Genomic DNA, 22,683 nt, shown 5'->3' on the forward strand with positions numbered 1-22,683 from the left:
TAATTCAGATCGGCTGGACGAAGCTGTCGAGAACGCGCTTTTGCCCGGCCTTGTCGAAATCGATGGTGAGTTTGTTGCCGTCGATAAGCGAGATCGTGCCATTACCGAACTTGATATGAAACACGCGGTCGCCAAGCTTGAAGGCCGATGGCTTGTCGGCCACTGACTTGGCTACCAGTTCGCCGTCTATCGTGCGGCCCTTCACAGAACCACGCCCGGCGCCGAAGCCGGAATCGGTCTCGCCATAGCCGATACGCTCGACGCGGCTACCGGAGCGCGAGCCCCAGTTATTGCGTGTCGCATCGGAACGGTTCTGTTGCGCGCGCTGCCAGCCGGGCGTCGAATAGGTGTTCTGGAACGGATCGGCCTTGTCGAAACGGGACTGCCCATAGCCACTGCCATAACCGCCGTAATTGCCTTCCAGTTCAGCCACTTCCACATGCGCTTCCGGCAATTCTTCCAGAAAACGGGAGGGAATGGTGGATTGCCACATTCCGTGGATGCGCCGGTTGGACACGAACCAGATATGCAGATTTTTCTTGGCGCGAGTCACGCCGACATAGGCGAGGCGACGTTCTTCCTCAAGGCCCGAACGGCCACCTTCATCAAGCGCGCGCTGGTGGGGAAACAGGCCTTCTTCCCAGCCAGGAAGGAAGACGGTTTCAAACTCCAGACCTTTGGCCGAATGCAGCGTCATGATGTTGACGGCATCCAGACCCTCGTTCTGCTCGGCATCCATGACAAGAGCGACGTGTTCAAGGAAACCACGCAGACTTTCATATTCCTCCATGGAACGGATGAGTTCCTTGAGGTTTTCAAGCCGACCCGGTGCTTCGGCAGACTTGTCATTCTGCCACATGGCCGTGTAGCCGGATTCATCGAGGATGGTTTCCGCCAGTTCCGTGTGCGGGGTGTTGTCGATCATCGACTGCCAGCGCAGGAAATTCTCGACCACTTCGCGAAGCGCGGAGCGTGGCTTCGGCTTCAACTCTTCGGTTTCGATGAGGTCGCAAGCCGCAGCGAACATGGAAATGTCGCGTGCGCGGGCATAATCATGCACCTGCCGGATGGCGGCTTCGCCCAACCCCCGCTTCGGCGTGTTGATGATGCGCTCCAACGCCAGATCGTCGGCAGGTTGCGCGACCACGCGCAGATAGGCCATCGCATCGCGGATTTCGAGGCGCTCATAGAAGCGCGGACCGCCAATGACGCGGTAATTGAGGCCAAGCGTGACAAAGCGGTCTTCGAATTCACGCATCTGGAAAGAGGCGCGAACGAGGATCGCCATGTTGTTGAGGAGGTGCCCCTGACGCTGCGCCTGTTCGATCGCTTCACCGACTGCGCGCGCTTCCTCTTCGGAGTCCCAGGCGGCATGGACTTTCACCCGTGGATCGTCCGGATTGGGCGCCTCCGTAAACAGCGTTTTGCCGAGGCGGCCCTCATTATGTGCGATCAGGTGTGCGGCGGCGCCGAGAATATGCGCCGTGGAGCGGTAGTTGCGCTCGAGCTTGATGACGACTGCGCCCGGGAAATCCTTCTCGAAGCGAAGAATATTGTCCACTTCTGCCCCGCGCCAGCCATAGATCGACTGGTCATCATCGCCGACGCAGCACAGATTGACTTTGTTTTCGCTCACGCCGAGTTCGCGGCGCTCACCGGCTCCGCGGGGGCCTTCGGACGCCCTAGCGGGCTGTATGGGCGCATTTGTGTTTTGTGTTGTGGGAGAGGTATTTCTCGATTGAGGGCGTTGTGCAAGCAAGCGCAGCCAGAGATATTGCGCCGTATTGGTATCCTGATACTCGTCCACCAGAATGTAGCGGAACTTTGCGTGATATTCGCGCAGGATATCCGGATGATTGCGGAAGATGCGGATCGGATGCAGCAGAAGATCGCCGAAATCGCAGGCGTTCAATGTGCGCAGGCGTTCCTGATAGGCTTGATAAAGCTCGCGCCCGCGACCATTGCCGAATGAGCGTGCATCGCCTTCAGGAATATCGGATGGGCCGAATCCCTTGTTCTTCCATCCGTCGATCATGTTGGCGAAGGTGCGTGCCGGCCAGCGCTTGTCATCAAGGCCCTCAGCCTGAATGAGCTGCTTGATCAGGCGGATCACATCATCAGTGTCGAGGATCGTGAAATCCGATGTCAGATTGGCAAGTTCCGCATGGCGGCGCAAAAGCTTGACGCCGATGGAGTGGAATGTGCCGAGCCATGGCATGCCTTCCACTGCGCCGCCGACCAGATGGCCGATACGCTCCTTCATTTCACGCGCAGCCTTGTTGGTGAAGGTCACGGCGAGAATCTGGCTTGGATAGGCAAGGCCGGTGGTCAGAATATGCGCGATACGGGTCGTCAGAACGCGTGTCTTGCCGGTGCCCGCACCGGCAAGCACCAGCACCGGACCCTCTGTCGTCAGCACAGCCTGACGCTGTTCCGGGTTCAGCCCTTTCAGGTAATCGGGTTCGCCGCGCTGCTGGTTGCGTGCTGCCATGGCACGTGCGGCAATGCTGCCGGGAGCAGGCGTGCGGCTTGCCGGAGCGTCGTCATCGCCGAAAAACGGCATATCGTCGGGAAAGTCAGACATTTGACCCGAATGTAATGATTCGTGGCTGAAAGACCAGCGAAAGGGTTAAAATATTCGACTACTCTAATTGAGTAACGCGACGATCCGTAAAGTTCAGGCGATGAGAAGCCAGCGCTTCCACGAGCCCGCGCAGTTCGGGTTCACGCTGCAACAGATCGTCCAGTTCCGTCATCTGGTTCATGGCGATCAGCCGCAGAATGTCGTCGCGGACGGTCCCATCGGCGCGCCGTGGCAGATGGGCAACCGGCTGGATCAGTTCGACCTTCTGTCCTTTAAGCCTTGCGCGCAGACTTTTCTCGTCTGCGTTGAGCGTTTCCACGAAAGCGTAGATGCCGACGCCCTTGGCTGGAAGTGAATAGAGCGCAAGCGCCACATCGGTTACGCGCGGATCGGATTTCAGTGCGGCACGGATTGCAGGACCTTCGTTGTCGATCCGGTCGCCCGTACCTTCACCGTCGGACCAGCTAAAAATGCCACGGGTGATGAAGTTGTAGACCTTCTTGCCTGTCGCGAGCCAGATGCGGGAGGGCAGGGACCGGCGCGCCAGAATGCGTTTTTCCGTTGGCGTCATCCGGTCCTTCGCGAAGGCGCGCTTCTGCTTGAGCAGATGACGGAAATCCTCATATGCCATCAGGCGATAGAGGGCACCGCGACGGCGATGAACGCTTGCCAGCTGGAAGTCAATGACCGCTGCTTCGCCTTCAGGCGTCATCAGCCAATTCTGCGGCTTGGCGAGATCGTTATGGGTGACGCCGAGCCGGCGCATGTCGCGCAGGATGCGATGCGCGGTGCGATACCATTTCGGATCTGAATGGCGGGCCAGATGCAGTGGCGTTCCTTCTGTCCAGGATCGGTAAAGCCCGTCCTTGTCAGTGGCAAGCAGTTGTGGGACGCCTTCGATACCGCGCACTGTCTTGAGACCGCGAATTTCGCGCCGGGCCAATATCCAGGCCAGCGGCTTCGACCACCAGGGAGCGGCGCTTACCACGCGACGGATGATGCGGGTTTCGGGATCGTTCACGAAATAGCCGGCATGGGTTTCCGAAAACACGTCGCGCTTGAATACGGCGGTTTCCACAAATTCCGGTATTTGATCGCCTTTCAGAGGCACATCTATATTGGGGTTCTGAACCATAAGGCTCCACTAGTGGATTGCATCCGATCAATCAAGTTTGATGGCCGACAAGCCTTATTGCAATCACGTGATTGAAGGCGCACAAGGAACGCACAGATTTCGTGCAGCTCATCGGGAAAATGCAGAAAATGGCACAAGGCGACGACAGCAAGCAGGCGATTGCGCAGATCATCCGACAGGAACAGGCGCTTATTTTTCCCTCGTTTGACGAAAATGCAGCATTTGCGCTGGGTGCGAGCATTCGCGATATCGCCGTGAAGGAAAAGCTTGGAATCGCCATCGAAATATCCCTGTGGGACCGGCAATTATTCTATGCGACGACAGCCGGAAGCACGGTGGACAATCAGGAATGGTTGCGCCGCAAGTTCAATGTCGTGCGCCGCTTTCACGCTTCGACCTATCGCCTTGTTCTGGAACAGAACCGCGACGACCGCATGTTCGCTTCCCACAAGGCGCTGAATGTGGAGGATTACGCGCTGGCAGGTGGCGGATTTCCGATCCGCGTTGCCGGAGCGGGCGTGATCGGTGCGGTGATCGTATCTGGGCTGCCGCAGCGCGAGGACCATAATCTGGTGATCCGGGCGGTGGCGAAACATCTTGGGCAAGACCCGGTTGCCCTGGCGCTGCCTGCCGTTTGAATATCGAGTTTCGGAGAATGAACGATGTCGCTTGAAAATGTTGTCGCACTTGCCCGCAACGAGGACGGTATCGCCGCAGCAGTCGGTGTACTCAAGCAGCGTTTCGGTGAGCGTGCGCAGACCGGTCAGGCTATCCGCGAACAGCACGGCCACACGACAACCTATGTGCCGACACAGGCTCCCGACATCGTCATCTTTGCCGAGAACGGGCAGGAAGTGCAGGATATCGTGCGTATATGTGCCGAGCACCGTGTGCCGGTTATCGCTTTCGGTGCCGGTTCGTCGCTTGAAGGGCAGGTGAACGCGCCAGCTGGCGGCGTGTCGCTTGACCTCACCCGCATGAACAAGGTCATTGCCGTTCATGCAGAGGATCTCGATTGCGTGGTGGAGCCGGGCGTTACGCGTCGGGAACTGAATGAATATCTGCGCGACACGGGACTGTTCTTCCCGATCGATCCGGGCGCCAATGCCACGCTGGGCGGCATGGCTTCAACCCGCGCTTCGGGTACGAATGCGGTGCGCTATGGGACCATGCGCGAGAATGTGCTGGCACTTAAAGCCGTGATGCCCGATGGCCGCCTGATCGAGACCTCCAAGCGCGTGAAGAAGACGGCTGCGGGCTACGACCTCACGAGGCTGCTTGTCGGAGCGGAAGGAACTCTTGGCATCATCACCGAACTGACATTGAAACTACAGGGAATTCCACAGGCGATTTCGGGCGGCATCTGTCCTTTCCCGGATGTGGATTCGGCTTGCCGCACGGTGATCGAAACCATCCAGATGGGCATTCCCGTTGCGCGCATCGAGCTTGTGAACACGCTTCAGATGCAGGCGCTGATACTCCACTCCAAACTGCCTTATGAGGCGCAGCCCTATCTGTTCGTCGAGTTTCACGGCACGGAAAGCGGCGTGGCCGAGCAGGCGGAATTGTTTGGAGAGATTGCTGCGGGCAATGGCGGCGGCGATTTCCGGTGGACACACGATGCAGAGGAGCGCGACAGGCTCTGGCGTGCCCGGCACGATGCCTATCTGGCATCGTTCCTGCTAAGACCGGGTTGCAAAGGCGTTTCGACGGACGTTTGCGTGCCGATTTCGCGTCTGGCCGATTGCATCGGCGAGACGGAAAAGGACCTCGCCGAAACCGGCCTGATCGCTCCGATCGTCGGGCATGTGGGCGATGGAAACTTCCACCTGCTCCTGCTTCTGGACACGGATGATGCGAATGAAATGGAACGTGCCGAAGCTTTCATGGACCGGCTCGCCAAACGCGCCATCGCCATGGAAGGCACCTGCACCGGTGAGCACGGTATCGGGCAGGGCAAGATGAAGTATCTTGCCATGGAATTGGGTGAGGCCACGGATTACATGCGGGCCATCAAGCAGGCACTCGATCCCGACAACATCATGAATCCGGGTAAAATACTGATTTCGTGATTCAAATCAGGCCTGTGGACGATTTTGCCAAGAGTTTGATTCATGCAGGCGTGCATATCGGGGTGGCCGGGATGCAATTTGCCTTGTTGTCGCCGGATCGATGCCGTTATGTTGCGCAGATAAAGACAGCGTGATTCACCGTTTGTTTCACGCTAACTTGCAATCTGTTTGACCGGAGCTGGTTTTTGGGCCGCATATTCGTCATCGTCGGCGGGCTACTCGTGCTGCTGTTGACGGCAGCACTTGTCGTGCCGCCTTTTGTTGACTGGAGCGGCTATCGCGCCGATTTCGAGCGGGAGGCGAGCCGTATTCTGGGGCGTCCCGTCAAAGTCGCCGGTGACGTCAGCGCCCGGCTTTTGCCATTTCCCTCGGTGGCGTTCTCCGATGTGCGTGTCGGGGCCGACGCGGCCCAGCCGGTGATGACCGTCGACACGTTCTCCATGGATGCCGAACTGATGCCGTTCCTGCGCGGCCAGCTTCTGATCTTCGATATGCGTGTCGACCGTCCGCGGGCGACGATTTCGCTCGACAGGGATGGCAAGGTCGATTGGGCAATCCGTCCGTCGACGCCGCTTGATCCGGCGAAAATCAAGCTGGAACGACTTTCCGTCAAAGATGGCACCATCACGCTTCGCGAAGAAGCGAGTGGCCGCAGTCACACGGCGACCGAACTCAACGCGGTGATCTCTGCAAACAGTCTGGCAGGTCCGTGGCAGGCCAATGGAAGCCTCGTCTTGCGGGGAGAAAGGCTTGCTATCGACCTGACAAGTGGCGAAGCGAAGCCTGATGGATCGCTGCGCGTGCGGGCTCGAATTTCACCGGATGCAATACCGGCTACTTTCGAGACCGATGGCGATGTGACCGTAACCGATGGGCGGCTCGACTATGCTGGTGACTTTTCTCTCCGTTCGTCGGATATGGTTGTAAAGACGGGCAAAGACCAGAAGGCGCCGGCGGAAACGCCCTTTTTCAGTGGCGTACGTGTAACCGGAAAGTTCAAGGCGGATCGCAGTCGTTTCGACGCGAGCGAATTCCGGATGGAGCAAGGGCCAGCCGACAATCCTTATGTGGTGAATGGCAAGGCCTTCATCGATTACGGCGAAGAGCCACGTTTCGAAGTCAACGCCGATGGCCAGCAGCTCTACTGGGGGCCGAACGAGGCCGCCAGCGAAGAACAGACTGGCTCAGACATGCCAATTGCAGACCGGATTGCGATTGCGCGCCGTGTTCTTGAGCAATTGCCCATTCCGACCATACCCGGCAATGTGGATTTGCGCCTGCCTGCGGTGATCGCGGGTGGTACGACGATACGCTCGGTCACGGTGAGTGCGGAACCTGATGGAAAAAACTGGAATATTCGTCAGTTCGCTGCCGATCTTCCTGGGCGGACCAAGGTGGAAGCCAAGGGCACGCTTTCGGTCGGCAAGGATTTCGGCTTCAAGGGCGAATTGCTGGTTGCTTCGCGCCAGCCTTCGGGACTGGCAACATGGCTCAACGAGACAGTCGATGATTCCGTCCGCAAGCTGGACGGTGCAGGCTTCTCCGGTCAAGTCGAGCTTCGCGACGGTATGCAGCGGATCGGTAATCTCGAAATCGCCTTGGGAAAGACAACGCTCAAAGGCTCGTTTGTTCGCGAAGTAAAGGGGTTGGCGCAGCCTGCAATAACGCTCGCGCTCAATGGCGGTGTGGTGGAAAGCGAAGCACTGCAAGCCTTTACAGGATTTTTCTCGAGCGGTGACGGCCTCGGTCTCCTTGATGGTCAGTCGTTGAATCTGGCATTCAAGGCGGGACCAGTCCGGTATCAGGACATGGAGGCTGGCAATGTCGATATGGCACTCCGGCTTCATGACGGACGTTTCGATTTCGACCGGCTGATGATCGGCGACGTGGCGGGCACGGCACTGACTGCGACCGGCACTTACGAGCCTTTTGCCAATACGCCGTCCGGCTCGCTCGACGCGACAATCCTGTCCGCCGACCTTTCCCGGTTCCTGTCGCTGATGGCCAATCGCTATCCCCAGTTGCCGCTGTTCCACGCGCTTTCGATACGTGCAGCCAATTTCCCTGGCCTGTTCGAGGATAGCGAAATCAATGTCATCGCCAACGCAGTTTCGCCTTCGGTTCCAGCGGTGGCCCCGGTGCCTGCAAAAACTGCGGCATCCAAAGGCAAGAGCGACCGACCCGCCGAGGCGAAAGCCAAGAATCCTCCCGGTGTTGGCGAGTTTTCGTTCAGCGTTACCGGCAAGGCGGGGGGCATGAAGCTGGACCTGTCGGGGACCGCGAGCGGCGGCGAAGGGGAGAGCGAGCCGTTGCAGATGCAATTGAACGGTACCGCGGCATCGGAACAAGGCGAAGCGGTGCTTGCATTGATCGGATTGCCCACCCTGCCGCTGGGGCTTGCGGGTGAACTTACGGCCGATCTGAGCATGCAAGGTGCACCGAGCGCGGGTATGCGGACGCTCCTCAAGCTCACGGCACCTGACGGGGCAGCGACTGCCGACGGTGTGATTTCGCTGGTTGGCGGTGATATTGCCGCCAGTGGCAAGGCTCAGCTGAAGTCCGCCGATCTGCAACCCTTTATCGCGACGGCAGGTTTCGCCCTGCCTGGATTTGGGGAGGGACTTTCAGCAGACCTTGCCAGCGACTTCCAGTTTGCAAAAGGTATCTTGCGGTTCCCCAATCTGACGGGAAAGCTGGACGGGGAAGAGGTGTCGGCGCGGCTGGAGGCCAATTTTGCCGACAGCGGACTTCCGCAGCTGAAAGGTGAGGCAAAGCTTGCCACGCTTGAGGTCGACAGCCTCGCAGCGATCATGCTCGGGCAGGATGCGTTCGAGCCGGCAAAACCTGTTGCGAAGACGATCTGGCCGCGTGGCGCATTCGCTGTGCGATCATCGCTGCCGCTCCTGCTGGATGTGAAACTCAATGTAGCGCAGGCGCATATGGGCGGCTTCGGGACCGCCACGGAGTTTTCGACACGGCTTCTGAAGTCCATGGACGGCCTTCAGCTGAACGAATTGACCGGTAACTGGGCAGGCGGATATCTGGTCGGCAATGTTTCCTTGAGCAACAGCGACAAGAATGCTCTTCTCTCGACGGAACTCAAGTGGAGCGGCGCAAACCTCAAGGATTTCTACCAGCTGGAGACCGGCGCTGCGCCGCTTGGCGGCGTAGTGAAAGCCGCTGTCAATCTGAACGGAAGTGGCGAGAGCGTGGCGGCGCTCGTCGGATCGCTGGCTGGAACTGCAAGTTTCGACGTGGAGAATTTTACCGTCAATGGTCTGGATGGAACGGCATTGCCCGCGATGATCACGGCAGCTGACGCGACGGGCGATCAGTCGTCTGGCCCGGACAAGCTCGCTTCGAAGCAATTTGTCGGTATTGCCGACAAGGCTACGGGGCAAGGTACGTTTACGCCGGGTAATGCGCGGTTTGAGTTTGCCATTAGCGGCGGTGTCGCGCGTATGGCTGCGGCCAACCTGAATGACGGCAATGCAGTCCTTCTCGGTGATCTGCAATTCGATCTGTCCACGCTCGGTATTGGCGGAAACGGCAGTCTGACGTTCCAGAACGACGGCGGTTCCGATACCGGCATCTCACCGCAGGTAGCCTTTTCTCTGGGGGGCACCTATAGCGTACCGGAAGTGACTTTCGATAAGCAGCCCTTGATTCAGTTCCTCACCCAGCGTGCACTCGAGCGCGAGCAGGAGCGTGTTGAATCAATGCAGGCGAGCCTCATGGAGAAGCAGCGCCTTCGCCGCCAGCTTGGACTTTTTGAAGCGGATGAAGAGGAGCGCAACCGCTTGCAGCGTGAGGAAGAGGCAAGGCGCCGTTCTGAAGCAAAGGCGCGTGAAGTGGCCCGGCAAGCCGCAGAGGAAGCGCAACAGCTTGAGGCGCAGAAGCCACAGGCCGCTCCGGCGGGAGGGACGAATGCTCCCCTCGCATCGCCGGACGGCGGGCAATCCCTCAACGAATTTCTGAAAAGCCTGGAGCAAGTGCCTGCTGCCCCGGCACCTCAGCCTTGAGGCAATCTGGATTTAAGCCAATCCAGGACGTGGAGCCTCAGCGCGGATGACAGGTTGATTGACCGGTCACGCCTGCTATCGATTTCTGCGATCAAGCTTGCAACGGACATCTCACGCGTGTCCGCAATTTCTTCAATCAACTCAAAGAACGGGTCTTCGAGCGTATAGCTCGTCGCATGTCCGCGAATACTGACAGAATGTTTGCGCAACCGCCCCGGCGCGTTCACTTTTCCGCGTCCGGCTTGTCGCTTTTCTCCAGACGGTTCTGATCCAGAAAACGCTCCGCTTTTGTCATTTCCGCCTGCGTAAGAACCTTTTCGGATTTCGTTCGCCCGAAAAGAACGCGGTTCTGGTCCGCGTGCTTCTCTTTCTCAGCGCGAGCTTTCTGTTTTTTGAACTGCCGTAGGTTGACAATATCGCTCATGGAACCACGCGGAAACGTTGAAGATTTTCCGAAAATTTACCGCGTTTCGGTCTGGGCCCGCAAGTGCGTAATAGGCTGGCACTATTTCTGCGGGTTCTTCGGATTGGTGAACCACCAGATAGCCAGAGAAACCAGAATTAGGAGTATGAGCCCGACCGTCATTTGCAGAAGAGGGAAATTCGGTTCGTCCTTGGCCACAAAGAAGGCTGCGACAAGGCCGCTTATCCACAATACTGCCTGAGCGATTGCACGAATCATCGAACTCAATCCTGAACCGGTTGCCGTCGGAACCGACTATAAAACGGCCCTTTGCTTTTCACCATTGATTGCAATCAACGGTGAAAAAGGACCCATTCAATCAAACAAACGGATAGAGCCAGTAGATTTTCAGATCGGGATGGCAATCGCGGTATTATTTCTTCCGGAATGCATCCAGCGAAACCACATCGGCTGAAGGCTTGGCTTCCTTGTCGGCCTCATCTGCATTGCTGTCTTTGGAAGCAGCAGCTTCTTTTTCGGCCGAAGTCTTGCGCGACTTCGATTTAGGCTTTTCCGCCTTCTCGACCGGGGCTTCCGTTGAAGCGATCTCAATGGGGGCAACATTGCCGCCTTCGTCATTGTCGCTTTCGGGCTGGTTGACCGCTACGTCGAATTCGAGTTCGAAATTGACCGAAGGGTCATAGAAACCGCGGACTGCCGAAAATGGAACGGTCAACTTTTCCGGAATGTCCCCGAAGGAAAGACCAACTTCGAAAAGTTGGTCGGTCACATGCATATCCCAGAACTGATGCTGTAAAACGATCGTCATCTGCTCGGGATATTTCTCCTTCAGGCGCGAGGAAATTCGCACACCAGGCGCTCCGGTCAGGAACGTGATGAAGAAGTGGTGGTTACCTGGCAAGCCAGCCTTGGCCACTTCCGCAAGAACCTTGCGAATGACGCCGCGGAGGGCTTCCTGAGCGAGAATATCGTAACGGATTAGGTCCTGTACCATGGTTTGCTTATCCCACGGATTCGGAGGTCGATGTCAAGTTCGTTCTCATCAGATACGATGATATATGACCTGAAAATGCAACAGCGCGATGCTTGCGGCTTGAAGATGTGCAATTTTTGAACGCCACGGGAGGCGCCGGGTCTATTGCCGCCCGAATGCCCTCAGGAAGGTGCGCACTCCGTTGACGGCGCTCTTCTCGATGATCGCATCATCCAGACACTGGCCGGTCAGTATATGATAATGGGTGTCGGCGTTGATCAGCGCCATGAAATGGCGCGCCGCCAGATCGGGATCATCGACGTGCAGATGGCCATCCATCGCAAGGCGGGCCAGGCGCGCCGCGATCGCAGGTATGGCCTGTGCAGGGCCCTTCGTATTGCAAATGCTGGCGGCAAGCGGCAGGTTGGTCTCATTGGCCTGCAATATCTTGCGCAGAAACGCCCCGGACGAATCGTAGATGCAGTTCCGGCTCATGCGGATGGAGAACGCCACCAGATCATGCTCCAGATTGTCGCCGGTCTGGGGAAATGTGGCCAGAACCGCGAACATGCTCGCACTCATACGCGCCAGTGCATCCTCGACGACGGCAGCGAGCAGCGCTTCCTTGTCGCGGTAATGATTGTAGATGGTCTGGCGTGATACGCCCGCTTCGCTGGCGATGAGATCGATACTCGCCCCCTGAAACCCGTCGCGGTTGAAAACCCGCGCTGCGGAACACAAGATGAAGTCGCGCTTCATGCACTGTCCGGGCTTTATCGCCGCGGAATTCAGGCCCTTTTCGGATACGGCGCGCTTCTCGGGCAGGACGGCCATGTCGATTATGTCAGTAGGTTTCATAACTCCAACATAAGATAGCTTGACGTTTTGGACAATGGTGTCTAATTTGACATCAGTGTCAAATCTGTTTTGACCATCCGTATAGAATGCCTTTCGCTTCAGAGTTTTCAAATGTCAGCCACAACTCAAAACAGGCTGACTTCATCGAGTAAGAACGAAAACTCGAAGCGAATACAAAGATTTATCTGTCCTGTACCGATTTTGCGAGCCCGATGGCGCCATCCTCCCAAGCAAAACCGGAGATCCGAAATCGGTGCGGGAATCTCACGAAACATTGATGAAAGCGCGTCCCCCATGGCTTCCAGTCTTGTGCGCAATGCCATTGTTCTTGGCCTTCTTTCCGCCATTGGCCCATTTGCGATCGATATGTATCTGCCCGCTCTGCCCACCATTGCCGCCGATCTGCATGCGGAAACCGGTGCCGTGCAGATGAGCCTTCTGGCCTTTTTCATTGCGCTCGCGATAGCGCAGCTCTTCTGCGGACCGCTGTCCGACATGATCGGGCGCAAACTGCCGCTCTATGGCGGGCTGGTCCTGTTTGGCATCGGCAGCATCGGTTCGGCTGTCGCCACCGACATAGATGTGCTCGTGCTTTTCCGTTTTGTGCAGGGGCTTGGTGCTGCTGCGGGGATGGTTATTCCACGTGCTGTCGTGCGTGATCTTCATACTGGCATCGAGGCTGCGCGCCTCATGTCGCTTCTGATGCTGGTTTTCTCCATATCGCCGATTCTGGCTCCCTTGACGGGCTCCGTCATTATCAGCTTCTTCGGCTGGCGCGGTGTCTTCTGGGCCGTTCTGGTTGCGGCTGCTATCGGTATCGTTCTCGTGGCGACTGCGCAGAAGGAGACGAGAACGGCGGAAGCCCGGCTAGAAAGCAATCTGGGCAGCGCCTTGCGCGGCTATGGCCGCCTGTTGAAAGACCGTTACTTTCTCGGGCTGGTTTTTGTCGGCGGCTTCGGGATTGCTTCCTTCTTCGTCTATCTCGCCAATTCGTCCTTCGTGCTTATCGACCATTACGGCCTGACGCCCACGCAATATGCGATCGCCTTTTCGGCCAATGCAGTATCGTTCTTCGGTGTTTCGCAGTTGAACGGCTGGCTGGGATCGCGCTTCGGCCTTCGGCGGGTCATGCGATTCGCGGTCTCCGGATTTGCTGCGGCAATGCTCGCCATGTTCGCCGCCGCCCTGATGGGGCACCAGTCGCTCTGGCTGATCGCCGGTTTCCTGTTCGTGGGATATGGCTTTCTCGGCCTCGTCATCCCCACAACAGCGGTTCTCGCTCTTGAGGATCACGGTGAAATTGCCGGCACGGCTTCGGCGCTCATGGGCACGCTGCATTTCGTGATCGGCGGCGTGGCAATCGGCGTGACCGGTTCATTCTTCGATGGAACGGCACTGCCAATGGTCGGCGGGATTGCCGGTTGTGCGCTGACCGCCTTCGTGCTGACGCAAGTCGTTCTGTCGCGCAAGGCGAGCGAACTCGATACAGAGGCTGCTGCGGCGTAATCCATGGAAAGGGAAAGTGGAGGCTTCTGTTGCCAGGTGCCTCCGAACCCCGCCTTAAGGTGCTAACCCCAAGGGCTTTAGAGTGGGTTTCCCGCACCGCCATTAGGCAGCGAGAGCATAACCCTGAGCTTTGTTGTCATTTGCAACTACTCAATTGACCCGATAACGGTGGTATCATGCCGAGTAAAAGAGCGATCTTTACACCCTTGTCGATCCTGTTTCGCCCCCGCCACAATACAAACCACTAGACGATCTGTATTCTGGTGGAGGCGCCGGGTACCGCCCCCGGGTCCAATGGGTTTATTACACCGTCCGTTTATCACCATAGTCAGCTTGCGCTGACACGCCGTATATAGGCGCGGTTGACCGCGATTGGAAGAGGGGACGCAGTTTTTAACGGGTTTTGCTGATATTCCGGGGCCTGCGGTTCCCGTTCATTTTTCATTGACAGTCTGCGTTCGCTGGTCAATCCTACCAATATATCGGGGGCGGCGAGCGAAATTTCGATGAAGCCGGATTCCGTGAGCTGAAACGGGGGATTGAAACCCCAATCGAAGGAGAGTGGATATATGAGTGAATATCTCGCGGATGTCCGTCGTTATGATGCCGCTGCCGATGAAGCTGTCGTCGACAAGATCGTCAAGCATCTGGGTATTGCGCTGCGCAATCGCGATTCCTCCCTCGTTTCGGCAACGGACCCGGAAGAATTGAAGCGCGTCCGCACGAATTGGGTCGCCAAGAAGCTTGGCGTTGACGACGAAGCCAAGGGCGATGAGGTCGTTGCCCATGTTGCTGAAGTCATGAAGGGCGACCGCAACAAGCATCGCGTTACCTTCTATTATCTGGTTGCCAAGCAGCTCGGAAAACTCGGCAGCCTTTGATCCACAGCGATCTGGTGAAATCGAAGCCCCGGTGCCCGACGCCGGGGTTTTTCTTTATAGTGGGCTCAACCGAATCGGATTCTGGATATCCCCCATGCGCACCTATCTCGATCTTCTTCAACATGTGCTCGATAACGGTGTTGACCGTGGCGACCGCACAGGCACGGGTACGCGGTCGGTTTTCGGATATCAGATGCGCTTCAATCTGGAAGAGGGCTTTCCCGTTCTCACCACCAAGAAGCTGCATCTCCGGTCGATCGTCCATGAACTTCTCTGGTTTCTGAAAGGCGACACGAACATCGCCTATCTGAAGGAAAACGGCGTTTCGATCTGGGATGAATGGGCAGACGAAAACGGCGATCTGGGGCCGGTTTACGGTTATCAGTGGCGCTCATGGCCCGCGCCGGACGGCCGCCACATCGATCAGATTGCGAATCTTCTGAAGATGCTGCATGGGAATCCCAATTCGCGCCGCCTCATCGTATCGGCCTGGAATCCGGCGCTTGTCGATGAAATGGCGCTGCCGCCATGCCATTGTCTTTTCCAGTTTTATGTCGCCGACGGCAAGCTTTCGTGCCAGCTCTATCAGCGCTCGGCTGATATATTCCTGGGCGTACCGTTTAATATTGCGTCCTACGCATTGCTGACGATGATGATCGCGCAGGTCACGGGATTGAAGCCGGGAGAGTTCGTCCACACGCTGGGTGACGCGCATATTTACGCCAATCATTTCGATCAGGCGCGCGAGCAACTCGCGCGTACTCCAAAGAAATTGCCCCAGATGTGGATCAATCCGGATGTGAAAGACCTTTTTGCTTTCCGTTTCGAGGATTTTCGGCTCGAGGGCTATGAGGCCGATCCGACGATCAAAGCTCCGATTGCGGTTTGAGGTGCATCATGTCCGCAAAGAAGCCCATTGTTTCGATCATTGTCGCTGCCGCTGAAAACGGGGTTATCGGGCGCGATAATGATATGCCGTGGCGGCTTTCGACAGATCTCAAGCGCTTCAAGGCGCTGACGCTCGGAAAGCCTGTCATCATGGGGCGACGGACCTGGGAATCCATCGGGCGTCCCTTGCCGGGACGGCCCAATATCGTGGTGACAAGAGACAAGGGATTTCAGGCTGAGGGCGCGACTACGGTCGGTTCTCTTGATGAAGCGATTGCGCTTGGGTGTAAACTCGCTGCCGAGGTGGGCGCCGAAGAGGTTTGTGTCATCGGCGGGGGAAAAATCTATGCGCAGGCTCTGCCTCTCGCGGACCGTGTTCACCTGACGCGCGTTCTGGCGGAGATCGACGGCGATACGCGTTTTCCGGAAATCGATCCGAACCTATGGCAAGCGGTTTTGCAGGAAGATGTGCCTGCCGGGGACAAGGACAGCCACCTAACGCGCTATTTCGTGTACGAAAAACGTGCTGTGTAAAGCATAGTTCACGAATTTTGTCGTCTTCGCGTTGAAAGCGGACCTCCCGATGCCTATAAAACGGAAACATTAGTTGATGACGGGAGTGGGCAACTCGCTTTCCCGTCGCCTGGACGAGAGGTGAGGATGCCCTGGAGTAACCAGAATGGTGGCGGCGGCCCGTGGGGTGGTGGCGGCGATAATAACAACAATAATGGTGGCCCATGGGGACAAGGACCGAAAGGTCCTCGTGGTGGCGGCCAGAACACGCCACCTGATCTCGAAGATATTTTGCGCAAGGGTCAAGACCGTCTGAAGCAGGTATTCCCCGGCGGCGGTGGCAAGGGCGGCAGCAATCGGGGCGTTCTGTTCCTGATCGGCGCAGCCGTTCTCGGCTTCTGGCTTTTCCAGTCGATCTATACCGTGCAGCCGGATGAACTTGCCGTCGAACTGCGCTTTGGAAAGCCGAAGGAAGAAGTGTCCGAACCGGGCCTCCATTTCCATTGGTGGCCGATCGAAACCTATGAGAAGGCGCAGATCGTCGAAAAGCAGATCAACATTGGCGGCCAGGGCAACCGGAGCGCGACCCAGGGCCTGATGCTGACGGGTGACCAGAACATCGTCAATGTCCAGTTCTCGGTTCTTTACCGTGTCTCCGACCCGCAGGCATATCTGTTCAACGTCGATAATCCCGATGCGATGGTGCAGCAGGTTTCTGAAAGCGCGATCCGCGAAATCGTTGGCCGTCGCCCGGCTCAGGATGTTTTCCGTGACAACCGTGCGGCTATCGCAACGAGCGTCCGCGATATCGTCCAGCAGACGTTAGACGCCTACAAGGCGGGTATTCAGATCAATGCCGTTTCCATCGAAGACGCAGCGCCGCCGCGTGAAGTGGCCGATGCCTTCGATGAAGTGCAGCGCGCCGAACAGGACGAAGATCGTTTCGTGGAAGAATCGAACCAGTATTCGAACCAGAAGCTCGGTCAGGCCCGTGGTGAAGCAGCGCAGCTTCGTGAAGAAGCAGCCGCCTACAAGAACCGCGTCGTTCAGGATGCGGAAGGTGAGGCGCAGCGTTTCAGCTCCGTTCTGGGTGAATACCAGAAGGCGCCTGAAGTCACGCGCAATCGTCTGTTCCTCGAAACGATGGAACAGGTGCTGAAGAGCACCAAGAAAGTCATTGTCGAACCTGGAAAGGATGTCGTGCCTTATCTGCCGCTGAACGAGCTCATGCGCCAGCCACGCCCCGGTGTGAATGCGACGACGACGACCCCGAGCGGAGGTAACCAGTAATGGCCCAGAACAGGCTTCCAATCATTGGCGGTATCGTTGCCGTCATCGCTTTCCTGATCTACTCCGCCACGTTCATCGTATCCGAGCGTCAACAGGCTATCGTGCTTCGCTTCGGCCAGATCGTAGATGTGAAGACGGACCCGGGCATCTATTTCAAGCTGCCGTTCGGCTTCCTGGATGCTGACACCGTGCAGTTGATCGATGACCGTCTGCTGCGCTTCGATCTGGACGATATCCGAGTTCAGGTTTCAGGCGGCAAGTTCTATGACGTCGATGCCTTCCTCGTTTACCGCATCACCGATGCGCGCAAGTTCCGTGAAACCGTGTCAGGCAGCACGCTTCTTGCCGAGCAGCGGCTGCGCACCCGTCTTGATGCTGCATTGCGCAGCGTTTACGGCCAGCGCGGTTTTGAAGCGGCGCTTTCGGAAGAGCGTGGCGACATGATGCGCGAAGTGCGTGACCAGCTTCGCCCCGACGCAACGTCGCTTGGCCTTACCATTGCCGATGTTCGCATTCGCCGTACGGATCTGACCGCCGAGGTCTCGCAGCAGACCTATGACCGCATGAAGGCCGAACGTCTGGCCGAGGCGGAGCGCCTGCGTGCCCGGGGCCGTGAGGCCGCCCAGCGCATCCGCGCTGTGGCCGACCGTCAGGTCGTCGAAACGATCGCTGAAGCGCGCAAGGAATCCGAAATCCTTCGCGGTGAGGGCGATGCCCAGCGCAGTGAGATCTTCGCCCGTTCCGCAGGCAAGGACCCCGGTTTCTTCGCCTTCTACCGGTCGATGTCCGCTTATCGTGAAGCACTTGAGACACCGGATACAACGCTGGTTCTCTCCCCGGACTCGGAGTTCTTCAAGTTCTTCCGGGACGCTGGCGGCAGACTTGCAACGCCTGCCCAGTAACAACCGGGGCAAACGCTCATGAGCGATTTTCTAGCCGCCGTAGGTCTTCTCTTCGTTCTCGAAGGGCTGCTCTACGGCGGCTTTCCTTCTTTGGCGAAGAAGCTGGCCCGTGAGGCTAGCGAGACCCCGGAGAATATGTTGCGCATCGCCGGGATTGCAGCGCTTGCAATTGGCGTCGGCATTGTCTGGCTTGTCAGGGGATAAGCCGTTTTCCTTCCGTTATTTATTGTCTGCGGTCTATGCGAGGCCGTAAACAGGCCGTATTTTGCAGCGATCAAGCCGTAGTACATCTATCGCTAATCAAACGACTGCAAGCAGACAGGAACGGAGCAGGGCTTCATGGTAATTGCACCAAAGGCGGGATTTGCTCGCACCCTTTTCGCAACCGTGGCGCTGGGGGCGATGACGGTCAGTGGCACTCTTTCGATGGGGACGCCTCCGGCAATCGCGGCTCAGGGACCGGCTTCCGTTGCTGATCTGGCCGAGGGCCTGCTCGATGCGGTCGTGAACATCTCCACATCCCAGACCGTCAAGGGAGACGGGGAAGGTGACGGTGCTGTTCCCATGCCGCAGGTGCCGGAAGGCTCCCCCTTCCAGGAATATTTCAAGGACTTCTTCGGCGACAATGGCGGCGCGCAGGGTGACGAATCGCGCAAAGTCCAGTCGCTGGGTTCCGGTTTCGTCATCGATGCCGAGAAGGGGTTCATCGTCACAAACAATCACGTGATCGCCGATGCCGACGAAATCGAAGTCAATTTCAATGATGGTTCCAAGCTGAAAGCGGAACTCGTCGGAAAGGACATCAAGACCGATCTGGCGATCCTTAAAGTGGACCCGTCCAAGCATAAGCTGAAAGCCGTACAATTCGGCAATTCGGAAAAGGCGCGTATCGGCGACTGGGTTCTTGCAATCGGCAATCCGTTTGGTCTTGGCGGAACGGTTACCGCCGGTATTATTTCGGCCCGCAAGCGTGATATCAATTCAGGTCCCTATGATGATTTCATCCAGACCGACGCGGCGATCAATCGGGGCAATTCCGGTGGTCCTCTGTTCGATATGGAAGGAAAGGTGATCGGCATCAACACGGCGATCATCTCGCCGTCGGGAGGTTCCATCGGTATCGGCTTCGCCATCCCGGCGGAAATGGCCGTCGGTGTGATCGACCAGCTCAAGGAATTTGGTGAGGTTCGCCGCGGCTGGCTCGGTGTGCGCATCCAGCCGGTTACGGACGATATCGCCCAGAGCCTGGGGTTGAAGGAAGCCAAGGGCGCGCTGGTTGCCGGATTGATCGAAAACTCCGGCGTCGACAACAAGGCCATTGAAGCAGGCGATGTCGTGATCCGTTATGAAGGCAAGCCGGTCAACACCGCCCGCGATCTGCCTCGATTGGTTGCCGAAACGCCTGTCGGCAAGGAAGTTGAAATTGTCGTGGTCCGTCAGGGTGAGGAAAAGACCGTGAAGGTCAAGCTCGGTCGTCTCGTAGAGGACGACAAGAGCACCGAGGCTGCGACGGAAGACCAGGCTCCGCTTCCTGAAGGCGAAGGCGGAGACGAAGGCAAGCAAATGCCGGATACGCCGAAAAAGGACCAGAAGAGCGACGCTGCTCCAAGCGTGCTTGGGATGAAGCTCAGCGAGCTGAGCGACGAGGTCCGCGGTGAGTTTGGCATTGCCGAAGATGTAGAAGGCGTTGCGGTTCTTTATGTCTCTCCCGGCTCCGCTGCCGGAGAAAAGCGTATCGAAACCGGCGATGTCATCGTCGATATTGGCCAGGTGACCGTAAAAACACCCGACGATGTGAAGAAGCGCATCGATGCGCTGCGCCGCGAGGGACGCAAGAATGCACTCCTGATGCTGGCGTCCCGCTCGGGCGAACTGCGTTTTGTGACTGTTCGGATCAATTGATCCTTCCATGGTTATCCGCAATGGCAGAGCTTTCTGTTTCATAAGCTTCGGCTGTGCTATGGACCGGCGCCATTCGGAGTAAGATGAGTTGGAAACAGTCGATATTGTGGTCATAGGCGCCGGTGCGGCAGGCATGATGTGCGCCATCGAAGCGGCCAGACGCGGGCGTTCCGTGCTGGTCGTGGATCACGCCAAAACAGCCGGTGAGAAAATTCGCATATCGGGCGGTGGACGCTGCAATTTCACTAATCTTCATGCGAGCCCAAAGAATTATCTCTCGCAGAATCCGCACTTTTGCATCTCGGCCCTGAGCCGCTATACACAGCGCGATTTTATTGCACTGGTTGAGCGCTATCGCATCGCCTATCACGAGAAGACGCTGGGACAGCTCTTCTGCGATGGTTCGGCATTGCAGATAATCGAAATGCTGCTGGCAGAAATGAAGCGCCATGGTGCGCGACTGAAGCTTGGTTGCAGCGTCAGCTCGGTTGAAAAATCTGTAGAAGGCTTTTCTCTTCAACTGTCGGACGGACCTGTTAGCTGTCGATCACTGGTCGTGGCCTGTGGCGGGAAATCAATTCCGAAGATGGGCGCTACAGGCTTCGGCTACGATATCGCGACACAATTCGGATTGCGGATTGTAGAAACACGACCGGCGCTGGTTCCGCTGACGTTTGAACCCAACACGCTGGAAAGGCTGAAGCCGCTGGCCGGTGTTGCCGTCGACGCTGTTGTCTCCTGCGGTAAAACCAAATTCGCCGAGGCGATGCTTTTTACGCATCGCGGCATTAGCGGCCCTTCGATTTTGCAGATTTCTTCCTACTGGCGGGAAGGCGACGAAATCCTCATAGCCATGCTGCCTGGCACAGATATTTTCGAAGCACTGCGCGAGCAGCGCAAGCAGAACGGCAAGCAGGCATTGCAGACCGCACTGGCTGCTTATCTTCCGAGAAAGCTGGCGCAGACCTTAGCCGAGGATGTTGGCGCAACGGGTCATCTGGCGGATATGTCCGACAAGATGTTCCGTCGCGTCGAGTCAGCAATAAACGACTGGCGCATCAAGCCTGCGGGCTCGGAGGGTTACCGTACCGCAGAAGTTACGCTTGGAGGGGTCGATACGCGCGAGCTCGACTCGAAGACCATGGAAGCCAAATCCGTCCCCGGCCTCTTTTTCATTGGCGAGGTAGTGGATGTTACCGGCTGGCTCGGCGGCTATAACTTCCAGTGGGCCTGGTCGTCCGGCTGGGTTGCCGGTCAGGCTGCCTGAATGCTTATGCGACGTCAGGTGATCGATCTGATTGTAAAATGCGATAGACCGCATGACGCTTCAAATGCGGGGTTTCATCCGGCACGCGCGGGTGATCAAAATCACGCCCTGGATCACGGATCATGCCGATGCGCTGCATGACAGCTGTAGACCGCTCGTTATTGTGAACGGCGAAAGAAACGACTTCCGAGAGGCCAAGGGTGTCGAAAGCGTAGTCGATCAGCGCTTTGCCGGCCTCGGTTACATAACCCTTGCCCCAAAAGGGAGTGGCCAGCCGCCAGCCGATTTCAACAATGCCGTCCGGTAGATGAGGTTCGAGATCGGTGCGGGCGAGACCGGCGAAGCCGATGCATTCACAGCCTGCTTTTTCTTCCAGCGCATAGAAACCGAGACCCGTTTCAGAAATGGTCTTCTGGAGGCGGTTGAACAATTCATCCGATTGCGAGCGGTTTCTGCGAAAGGGAAAGAACCGCATGACCTCTTCATCGGAATTGATGACATGGAACAGATCGCGGTCGCGATCTTCCCAGTTTCGGACGACGAGGCGTGGTGTTTCCAGAATGATCATTGAACGAAGTCCGTTTTTCGGTAGCCCTGAATATAGAGCAGGGCAGTCAGGTCGCCATGGTCAACGCGCATCCGGGCTTGCGCTGCCACGGCTGGTTTTGCATGAAGCGCCACGCCTGTTCCCGCAAGCTGGATCATGCCGAGATCGTTCGCGCCGTCTCCCACCGCAATCGCATCGTCCGGTGTAAGACCAAGACGATCAGCGATTTCCATGAGCTTCTCCACCTTGGCCTCACGGCCGAGAATGGGTTCCGTGACCAGGCCGGTCAGGTGCATGCCATCATCGATCAACCTGTTTGCGCGCTCTTCGTTGAAGCCGATCATTTCGGCAATGCGATGGGTGAACGATGTAAAGCCGCCGGACACAAGCGCGGTGTACGCACCATGCTTGCGCATGGTGCGCACAAGTTCGGGTCCGCCGGGCATCAGTGTGATGCGGGTTGAAATCACCTTGTCGATGACGGAGAGCGGCAGGCCTTTCAACAGGGCCACCCGCTCGCGCAAGGCCGGTTCGAATGCAATCTCACCGTTCATGGCGCGCGCGGTGATCGCTGCCACGTGCTCGCGCAGGCCGGCTTCTTCCGCCAATTCGTCAATGCATTCCTGCTGGATCATGGTGGAATCCATATCGGCAATCAGAATCTTCTTGCGCCGACGCTCCTGTTCCTGCACCACGACATCGACTGGCGCGCCATCAAGCGTATCACGAAGCAGGGCTTCTGCTTCTTCGCTGCTGATCCCCGATGGCAGCGGAATGTCGCAGGCGATGTTGTCGGCCAGCCAGTAAAGCCCGGTTGCATTCACCGCCGATGACGCTTTAATCCCATGCGCTGATGCAAGCGAAGCCCTGGCCGGATTGGAGATCAAGGTGGCGACGAGAGAAACCTGTTGGGACATGG

Annotated in this window: 21 protein-coding genes and 1 other RNA gene; 12 read left to right on the plus strand and 10 right to left on the minus strand. The window is 57.5% G+C overall.

Annotated features, from left to right (window positions below; genetic code table 11):
* Window positions 1-4: 4 nt before the first annotated feature.
* Both JNC63_RS10255 and JNC63_RS10260 read right to left on the minus strand, forming a co-directional pair.
* Window positions 5-2,584 (minus strand): ATP-dependent helicase, encoded by a 2,580-nt coding sequence (locus JNC63_RS10255; protein ID WP_063620891.1) that lies wholly within the window; start codon window positions 2,582-2,584, stop codon window positions 5-7.
* Window positions 2,585-2,642: 58 nt separating this feature from the next.
* Entirely contained in the window at window positions 2,643-3,719 is a 1,077-nt protein-coding gene (locus tag JNC63_RS10260; protein ID WP_374846297.1) for a serine/threonine protein kinase, read from the minus strand.
* Window positions 3,720-3,847: 128 nt separating this feature from the next.
* On the opposite strand from JNC63_RS10260, the gene JNC63_RS10265 reads away from it, so the two are divergent.
* The 3 genes from JNC63_RS10265 to JNC63_RS10275 all read left to right on the plus strand — a co-directional run bounded on the left by JNC63_RS10265 (window position 3,848) and on the right by JNC63_RS10275 (window position 9,813).
* Window positions 3,848-4,357 (plus strand): heme-degrading domain-containing protein, encoded by a 510-nt coding sequence (locus JNC63_RS10265; protein WP_063620952.1) that lies wholly within the window; start codon window positions 3,848-3,850, stop codon window positions 4,355-4,357.
* A 24-nt stretch (window positions 4,358-4,381) separates the two neighbouring features.
* Complete coding sequence (locus JNC63_RS10270; protein WP_063620893.1) at window positions 4,382-5,791, plus strand: FAD-binding oxidoreductase; 1,410 nt, start codon at window positions 4,382-4,384, stop codon at window positions 5,789-5,791.
* 185 nt (window positions 5,792-5,976) lie between these two features.
* Window positions 5,977-9,813, plus strand: coding sequence for an AsmA family protein (locus tag JNC63_RS10275; RefSeq protein ID WP_063620895.1), 3,837 nt, complete (start codon window positions 5,977-5,979; stop codon window positions 9,811-9,813).
* On the opposite strand, the gene JNC63_RS10280 is transcribed toward JNC63_RS10275, so the two are convergent.
* From JNC63_RS10280 to JNC63_RS10300, 5 genes are all read right to left on the minus strand, one after another.
* Window positions 9,804-10,040, minus strand: a complete 237-nt coding sequence (locus JNC63_RS10280; protein WP_006467196.1) for a ribbon-helix-helix domain-containing protein — start codon at window positions 10,038-10,040, stop codon at window positions 9,804-9,806. The genes JNC63_RS10275 and JNC63_RS10280 overlap by 10 nt on opposite strands.
* Window positions 10,037-10,237, minus strand: a complete 201-nt coding sequence (locus tag JNC63_RS10285; RefSeq protein WP_063620897.1) for a DUF4169 family protein — start codon at window positions 10,235-10,237, stop codon at window positions 10,037-10,039. Before JNC63_RS10285 ends, JNC63_RS10280 begins: the two co-directional genes overlap by 4 nt.
* 81 nt (window positions 10,238-10,318) lie before the next feature.
* On the minus strand, window positions 10,319-10,495 hold the full coding sequence (locus JNC63_RS10290) for a hypothetical protein (RefSeq protein ID WP_006471686.1): 177 nt from the start codon (window positions 10,493-10,495) through the stop codon (window positions 10,319-10,321).
* Window positions 10,496-10,649: 154 nt separating this feature from the next.
* Complete coding sequence (locus JNC63_RS10295) at window positions 10,650-11,231, minus strand: SspB family protein (RefSeq protein WP_063620899.1); 582 nt, start codon at window positions 11,229-11,231, stop codon at window positions 10,650-10,652.
* A 141-nt stretch (window positions 11,232-11,372) separates the two neighbouring features.
* Complete coding sequence (locus JNC63_RS10300) at window positions 11,373-12,068, minus strand: TetR/AcrR family transcriptional regulator (RefSeq protein ID WP_063620901.1); 696 nt, start codon at window positions 12,066-12,068, stop codon at window positions 11,373-11,375.
* A gap of 294 nt (window positions 12,069-12,362) precedes the next feature.
* Between JNC63_RS10300 and JNC63_RS10305 the strand changes: the two genes are divergently transcribed.
* Window positions 12,363-13,574, plus strand: coding sequence for a multidrug effflux MFS transporter (locus tag JNC63_RS10305; protein ID WP_021586858.1), 1,212 nt, complete (start codon window positions 12,363-12,365; stop codon window positions 13,572-13,574).
* A gap of 15 nt (window positions 13,575-13,589) precedes the next feature.
* Here the strand turns inward: JNC63_RS10305 and ssrA are convergent.
* Window positions 13,590-13,956, minus strand: a transfer-messenger RNA (tmRNA) gene (ssrA, locus tag JNC63_RS10310).
* A 187-nt stretch (window positions 13,957-14,143) separates the two neighbouring features.
* On the opposite strand from ssrA, the gene JNC63_RS10315 reads away from it, so the two are divergent.
* The 8 genes from JNC63_RS10315 to JNC63_RS10350 all read left to right on the plus strand — a co-directional run bounded on the left by JNC63_RS10315 (window position 14,144) and on the right by JNC63_RS10350 (window position 21,217).
* Window positions 14,144-14,455: a DUF2853 family protein gene (locus JNC63_RS10315; protein ID WP_021586857.1), complete on the plus strand. Its 312-nt coding sequence runs from the start codon at window positions 14,144-14,146 to the stop codon at window positions 14,453-14,455.
* A 94-nt stretch (window positions 14,456-14,549) separates the two neighbouring features.
* Complete coding sequence (locus JNC63_RS10320; RefSeq protein ID WP_063620903.1) at window positions 14,550-15,344, plus strand: thymidylate synthase; 795 nt, start codon at window positions 14,550-14,552, stop codon at window positions 15,342-15,344.
* Between the two features lie 8 nt (window positions 15,345-15,352).
* Entirely contained in the window at window positions 15,353-15,877 is a 525-nt protein-coding gene (locus tag JNC63_RS10325) for a dihydrofolate reductase (protein ID WP_063620905.1), read from the plus strand.
* A gap of 126 nt (window positions 15,878-16,003) precedes the next feature.
* A complete protein-coding gene (gene hflK, locus JNC63_RS10330) occupies window positions 16,004-17,146 on the plus strand; it encodes an FtsH protease activity modulator HflK (RefSeq protein ID WP_036565177.1) in 1,143 nt (380 codons plus the stop codon).
* Window positions 17,146-18,048 (plus strand): protease modulator HflC, encoded by a 903-nt coding sequence (gene hflC / locus JNC63_RS10335; RefSeq protein ID WP_006467186.1) that lies wholly within the window; start codon window positions 17,146-17,148, stop codon window positions 18,046-18,048. Before hflK ends, hflC begins: the two co-directional genes overlap by 1 nt.
* Window positions 18,049-18,066: 18 nt before the next feature.
* Window positions 18,067-18,252: a DUF2065 domain-containing protein gene (locus tag JNC63_RS10340; RefSeq protein ID WP_006467185.1), complete on the plus strand. Its 186-nt coding sequence runs from the start codon at window positions 18,067-18,069 to the stop codon at window positions 18,250-18,252.
* A gap of 135 nt (window positions 18,253-18,387) precedes the next feature.
* Window positions 18,388-19,950 (plus strand): Do family serine endopeptidase, encoded by a 1,563-nt coding sequence (locus tag JNC63_RS10345; protein ID WP_063620907.1) that lies wholly within the window; start codon window positions 18,388-18,390, stop codon window positions 19,948-19,950.
* Window positions 19,951-20,038: 88 nt separating this feature from the next.
* Window positions 20,039-21,217 carry a BaiN/RdsA family NAD(P)/FAD-dependent oxidoreductase gene (locus tag JNC63_RS10350; RefSeq protein ID WP_063620909.1) on the plus strand — a complete coding sequence of 393 codons (1,179 nt, stop codon included), beginning with the start codon at window positions 20,039-20,041 and terminating at the stop codon, window positions 21,215-21,217.
* A gap of 4 nt (window positions 21,218-21,221) precedes the next feature.
* On the opposite strand, the gene JNC63_RS10355 is transcribed toward JNC63_RS10350, so the two are convergent.
* The gene (locus JNC63_RS10355; protein ID WP_063620911.1) at window positions 21,222-21,785 is read right to left on the minus strand and encodes a GNAT family N-acetyltransferase; all 564 of its coding nucleotides are present in this window, start codon (window positions 21,783-21,785) and stop codon (window positions 21,222-21,224) included.
* Entirely contained in the window at window positions 21,782-22,681 is a 900-nt protein-coding gene (serB, locus tag JNC63_RS10360) for a phosphoserine phosphatase SerB (protein WP_063620913.1), read from the minus strand. The genes JNC63_RS10355 and serB overlap by 4 nt, the downstream gene beginning before the upstream one ends.
* Between the last annotated feature and the right edge of the window lie 2 nt (window positions 22,682-22,683).

The sequence above is a fragment of the Brucella ciceri genome (assembly GCF_041930145.1).
In the GTDB taxonomy this organism is placed as follows: Bacteria; Pseudomonadota; Alphaproteobacteria; order Rhizobiales; family Rhizobiaceae; genus Brucella; species Brucella intermedia.

Excerpts from the sequence above, each read along its gene's own strand:
- JNC63_RS10255 (WP_063620891.1), bottom strand. The coding sequence starts at position 2,584 with ATGTCTGACTTTCCCGACGATATGCCGTTTTTCGGCGATGACGACGCT.
- hflC (WP_006467186.1), top strand. The coding sequence starts at position 17,146 with ATGGCCCAGAACAGGCTTCCAATCATTGGCGGTATCGTTGCCGTCATC.
- JNC63_RS10315 (WP_021586857.1), top strand. The coding sequence starts at position 14,144 with ATGAGTGAATATCTCGCGGATGTCCGTCGTTATGATGCCGCTGCCGAT.
- serB (WP_063620913.1), bottom strand. The coding sequence starts at position 22,681 with ATGTCCCAACAGGTTTCTCTCGTCGCCACCTTGATCTCCAATCCGGCC.
- JNC63_RS10325 (WP_063620905.1), top strand. The coding sequence starts at position 15,353 with ATGTCCGCAAAGAAGCCCATTGTTTCGATCATTGTCGCTGCCGCTGAA.
- JNC63_RS10340 (WP_006467185.1), top strand. The coding sequence starts at position 18,067 with ATGAGCGATTTTCTAGCCGCCGTAGGTCTTCTCTTCGTTCTCGAAGGG.
- JNC63_RS10300 (WP_063620901.1), bottom strand. The coding sequence starts at position 12,068 with ATGAAACCTACTGACATAATCGACATGGCCGTCCTGCCCGAGAAGCGC.
- JNC63_RS10260 (WP_374846297.1), bottom strand. The coding sequence starts at position 3,719 with ATGGTTCAGAACCCCAATATAGATGTGCCTCTGAAAGGCGATCAAATA.
- JNC63_RS10295 (WP_063620899.1), bottom strand. The coding sequence starts at position 11,231 with ATGGTACAGGACCTAATCCGTTACGATATTCTCGCTCAGGAAGCCCTC.
- JNC63_RS10345 (WP_063620907.1), top strand. The coding sequence starts at position 18,388 with ATGGTAATTGCACCAAAGGCGGGATTTGCTCGCACCCTTTTCGCAACC.
- hflK (WP_036565177.1), top strand. The coding sequence starts at position 16,004 with ATGCCCTGGAGTAACCAGAATGGTGGCGGCGGCCCGTGGGGTGGTGGC.
- JNC63_RS10270 (WP_063620893.1), top strand. The coding sequence starts at position 4,382 with ATGTCGCTTGAAAATGTTGTCGCACTTGCCCGCAACGAGGACGGTATC.
- JNC63_RS10320 (WP_063620903.1), top strand. The coding sequence starts at position 14,550 with ATGCGCACCTATCTCGATCTTCTTCAACATGTGCTCGATAACGGTGTT.
- JNC63_RS10285 (WP_063620897.1), bottom strand. The coding sequence starts at position 10,237 with ATGAGCGATATTGTCAACCTACGGCAGTTCAAAAAACAGAAAGCTCGC.
- JNC63_RS10355 (WP_063620911.1), bottom strand. The coding sequence starts at position 21,785 with ATGATCATTCTGGAAACACCACGCCTCGTCGTCCGAAACTGGGAAGAT.
- JNC63_RS10290 (WP_006471686.1), bottom strand. The coding sequence starts at position 10,495 with ATGATTCGTGCAATCGCTCAGGCAGTATTGTGGATAAGCGGCCTTGTC.
- JNC63_RS10265 (WP_063620952.1), top strand. The coding sequence starts at position 3,848 with ATGGCACAAGGCGACGACAGCAAGCAGGCGATTGCGCAGATCATCCGA.
- JNC63_RS10305 (WP_021586858.1), top strand. The coding sequence starts at position 12,363 with ATGGCTTCCAGTCTTGTGCGCAATGCCATTGTTCTTGGCCTTCTTTCC.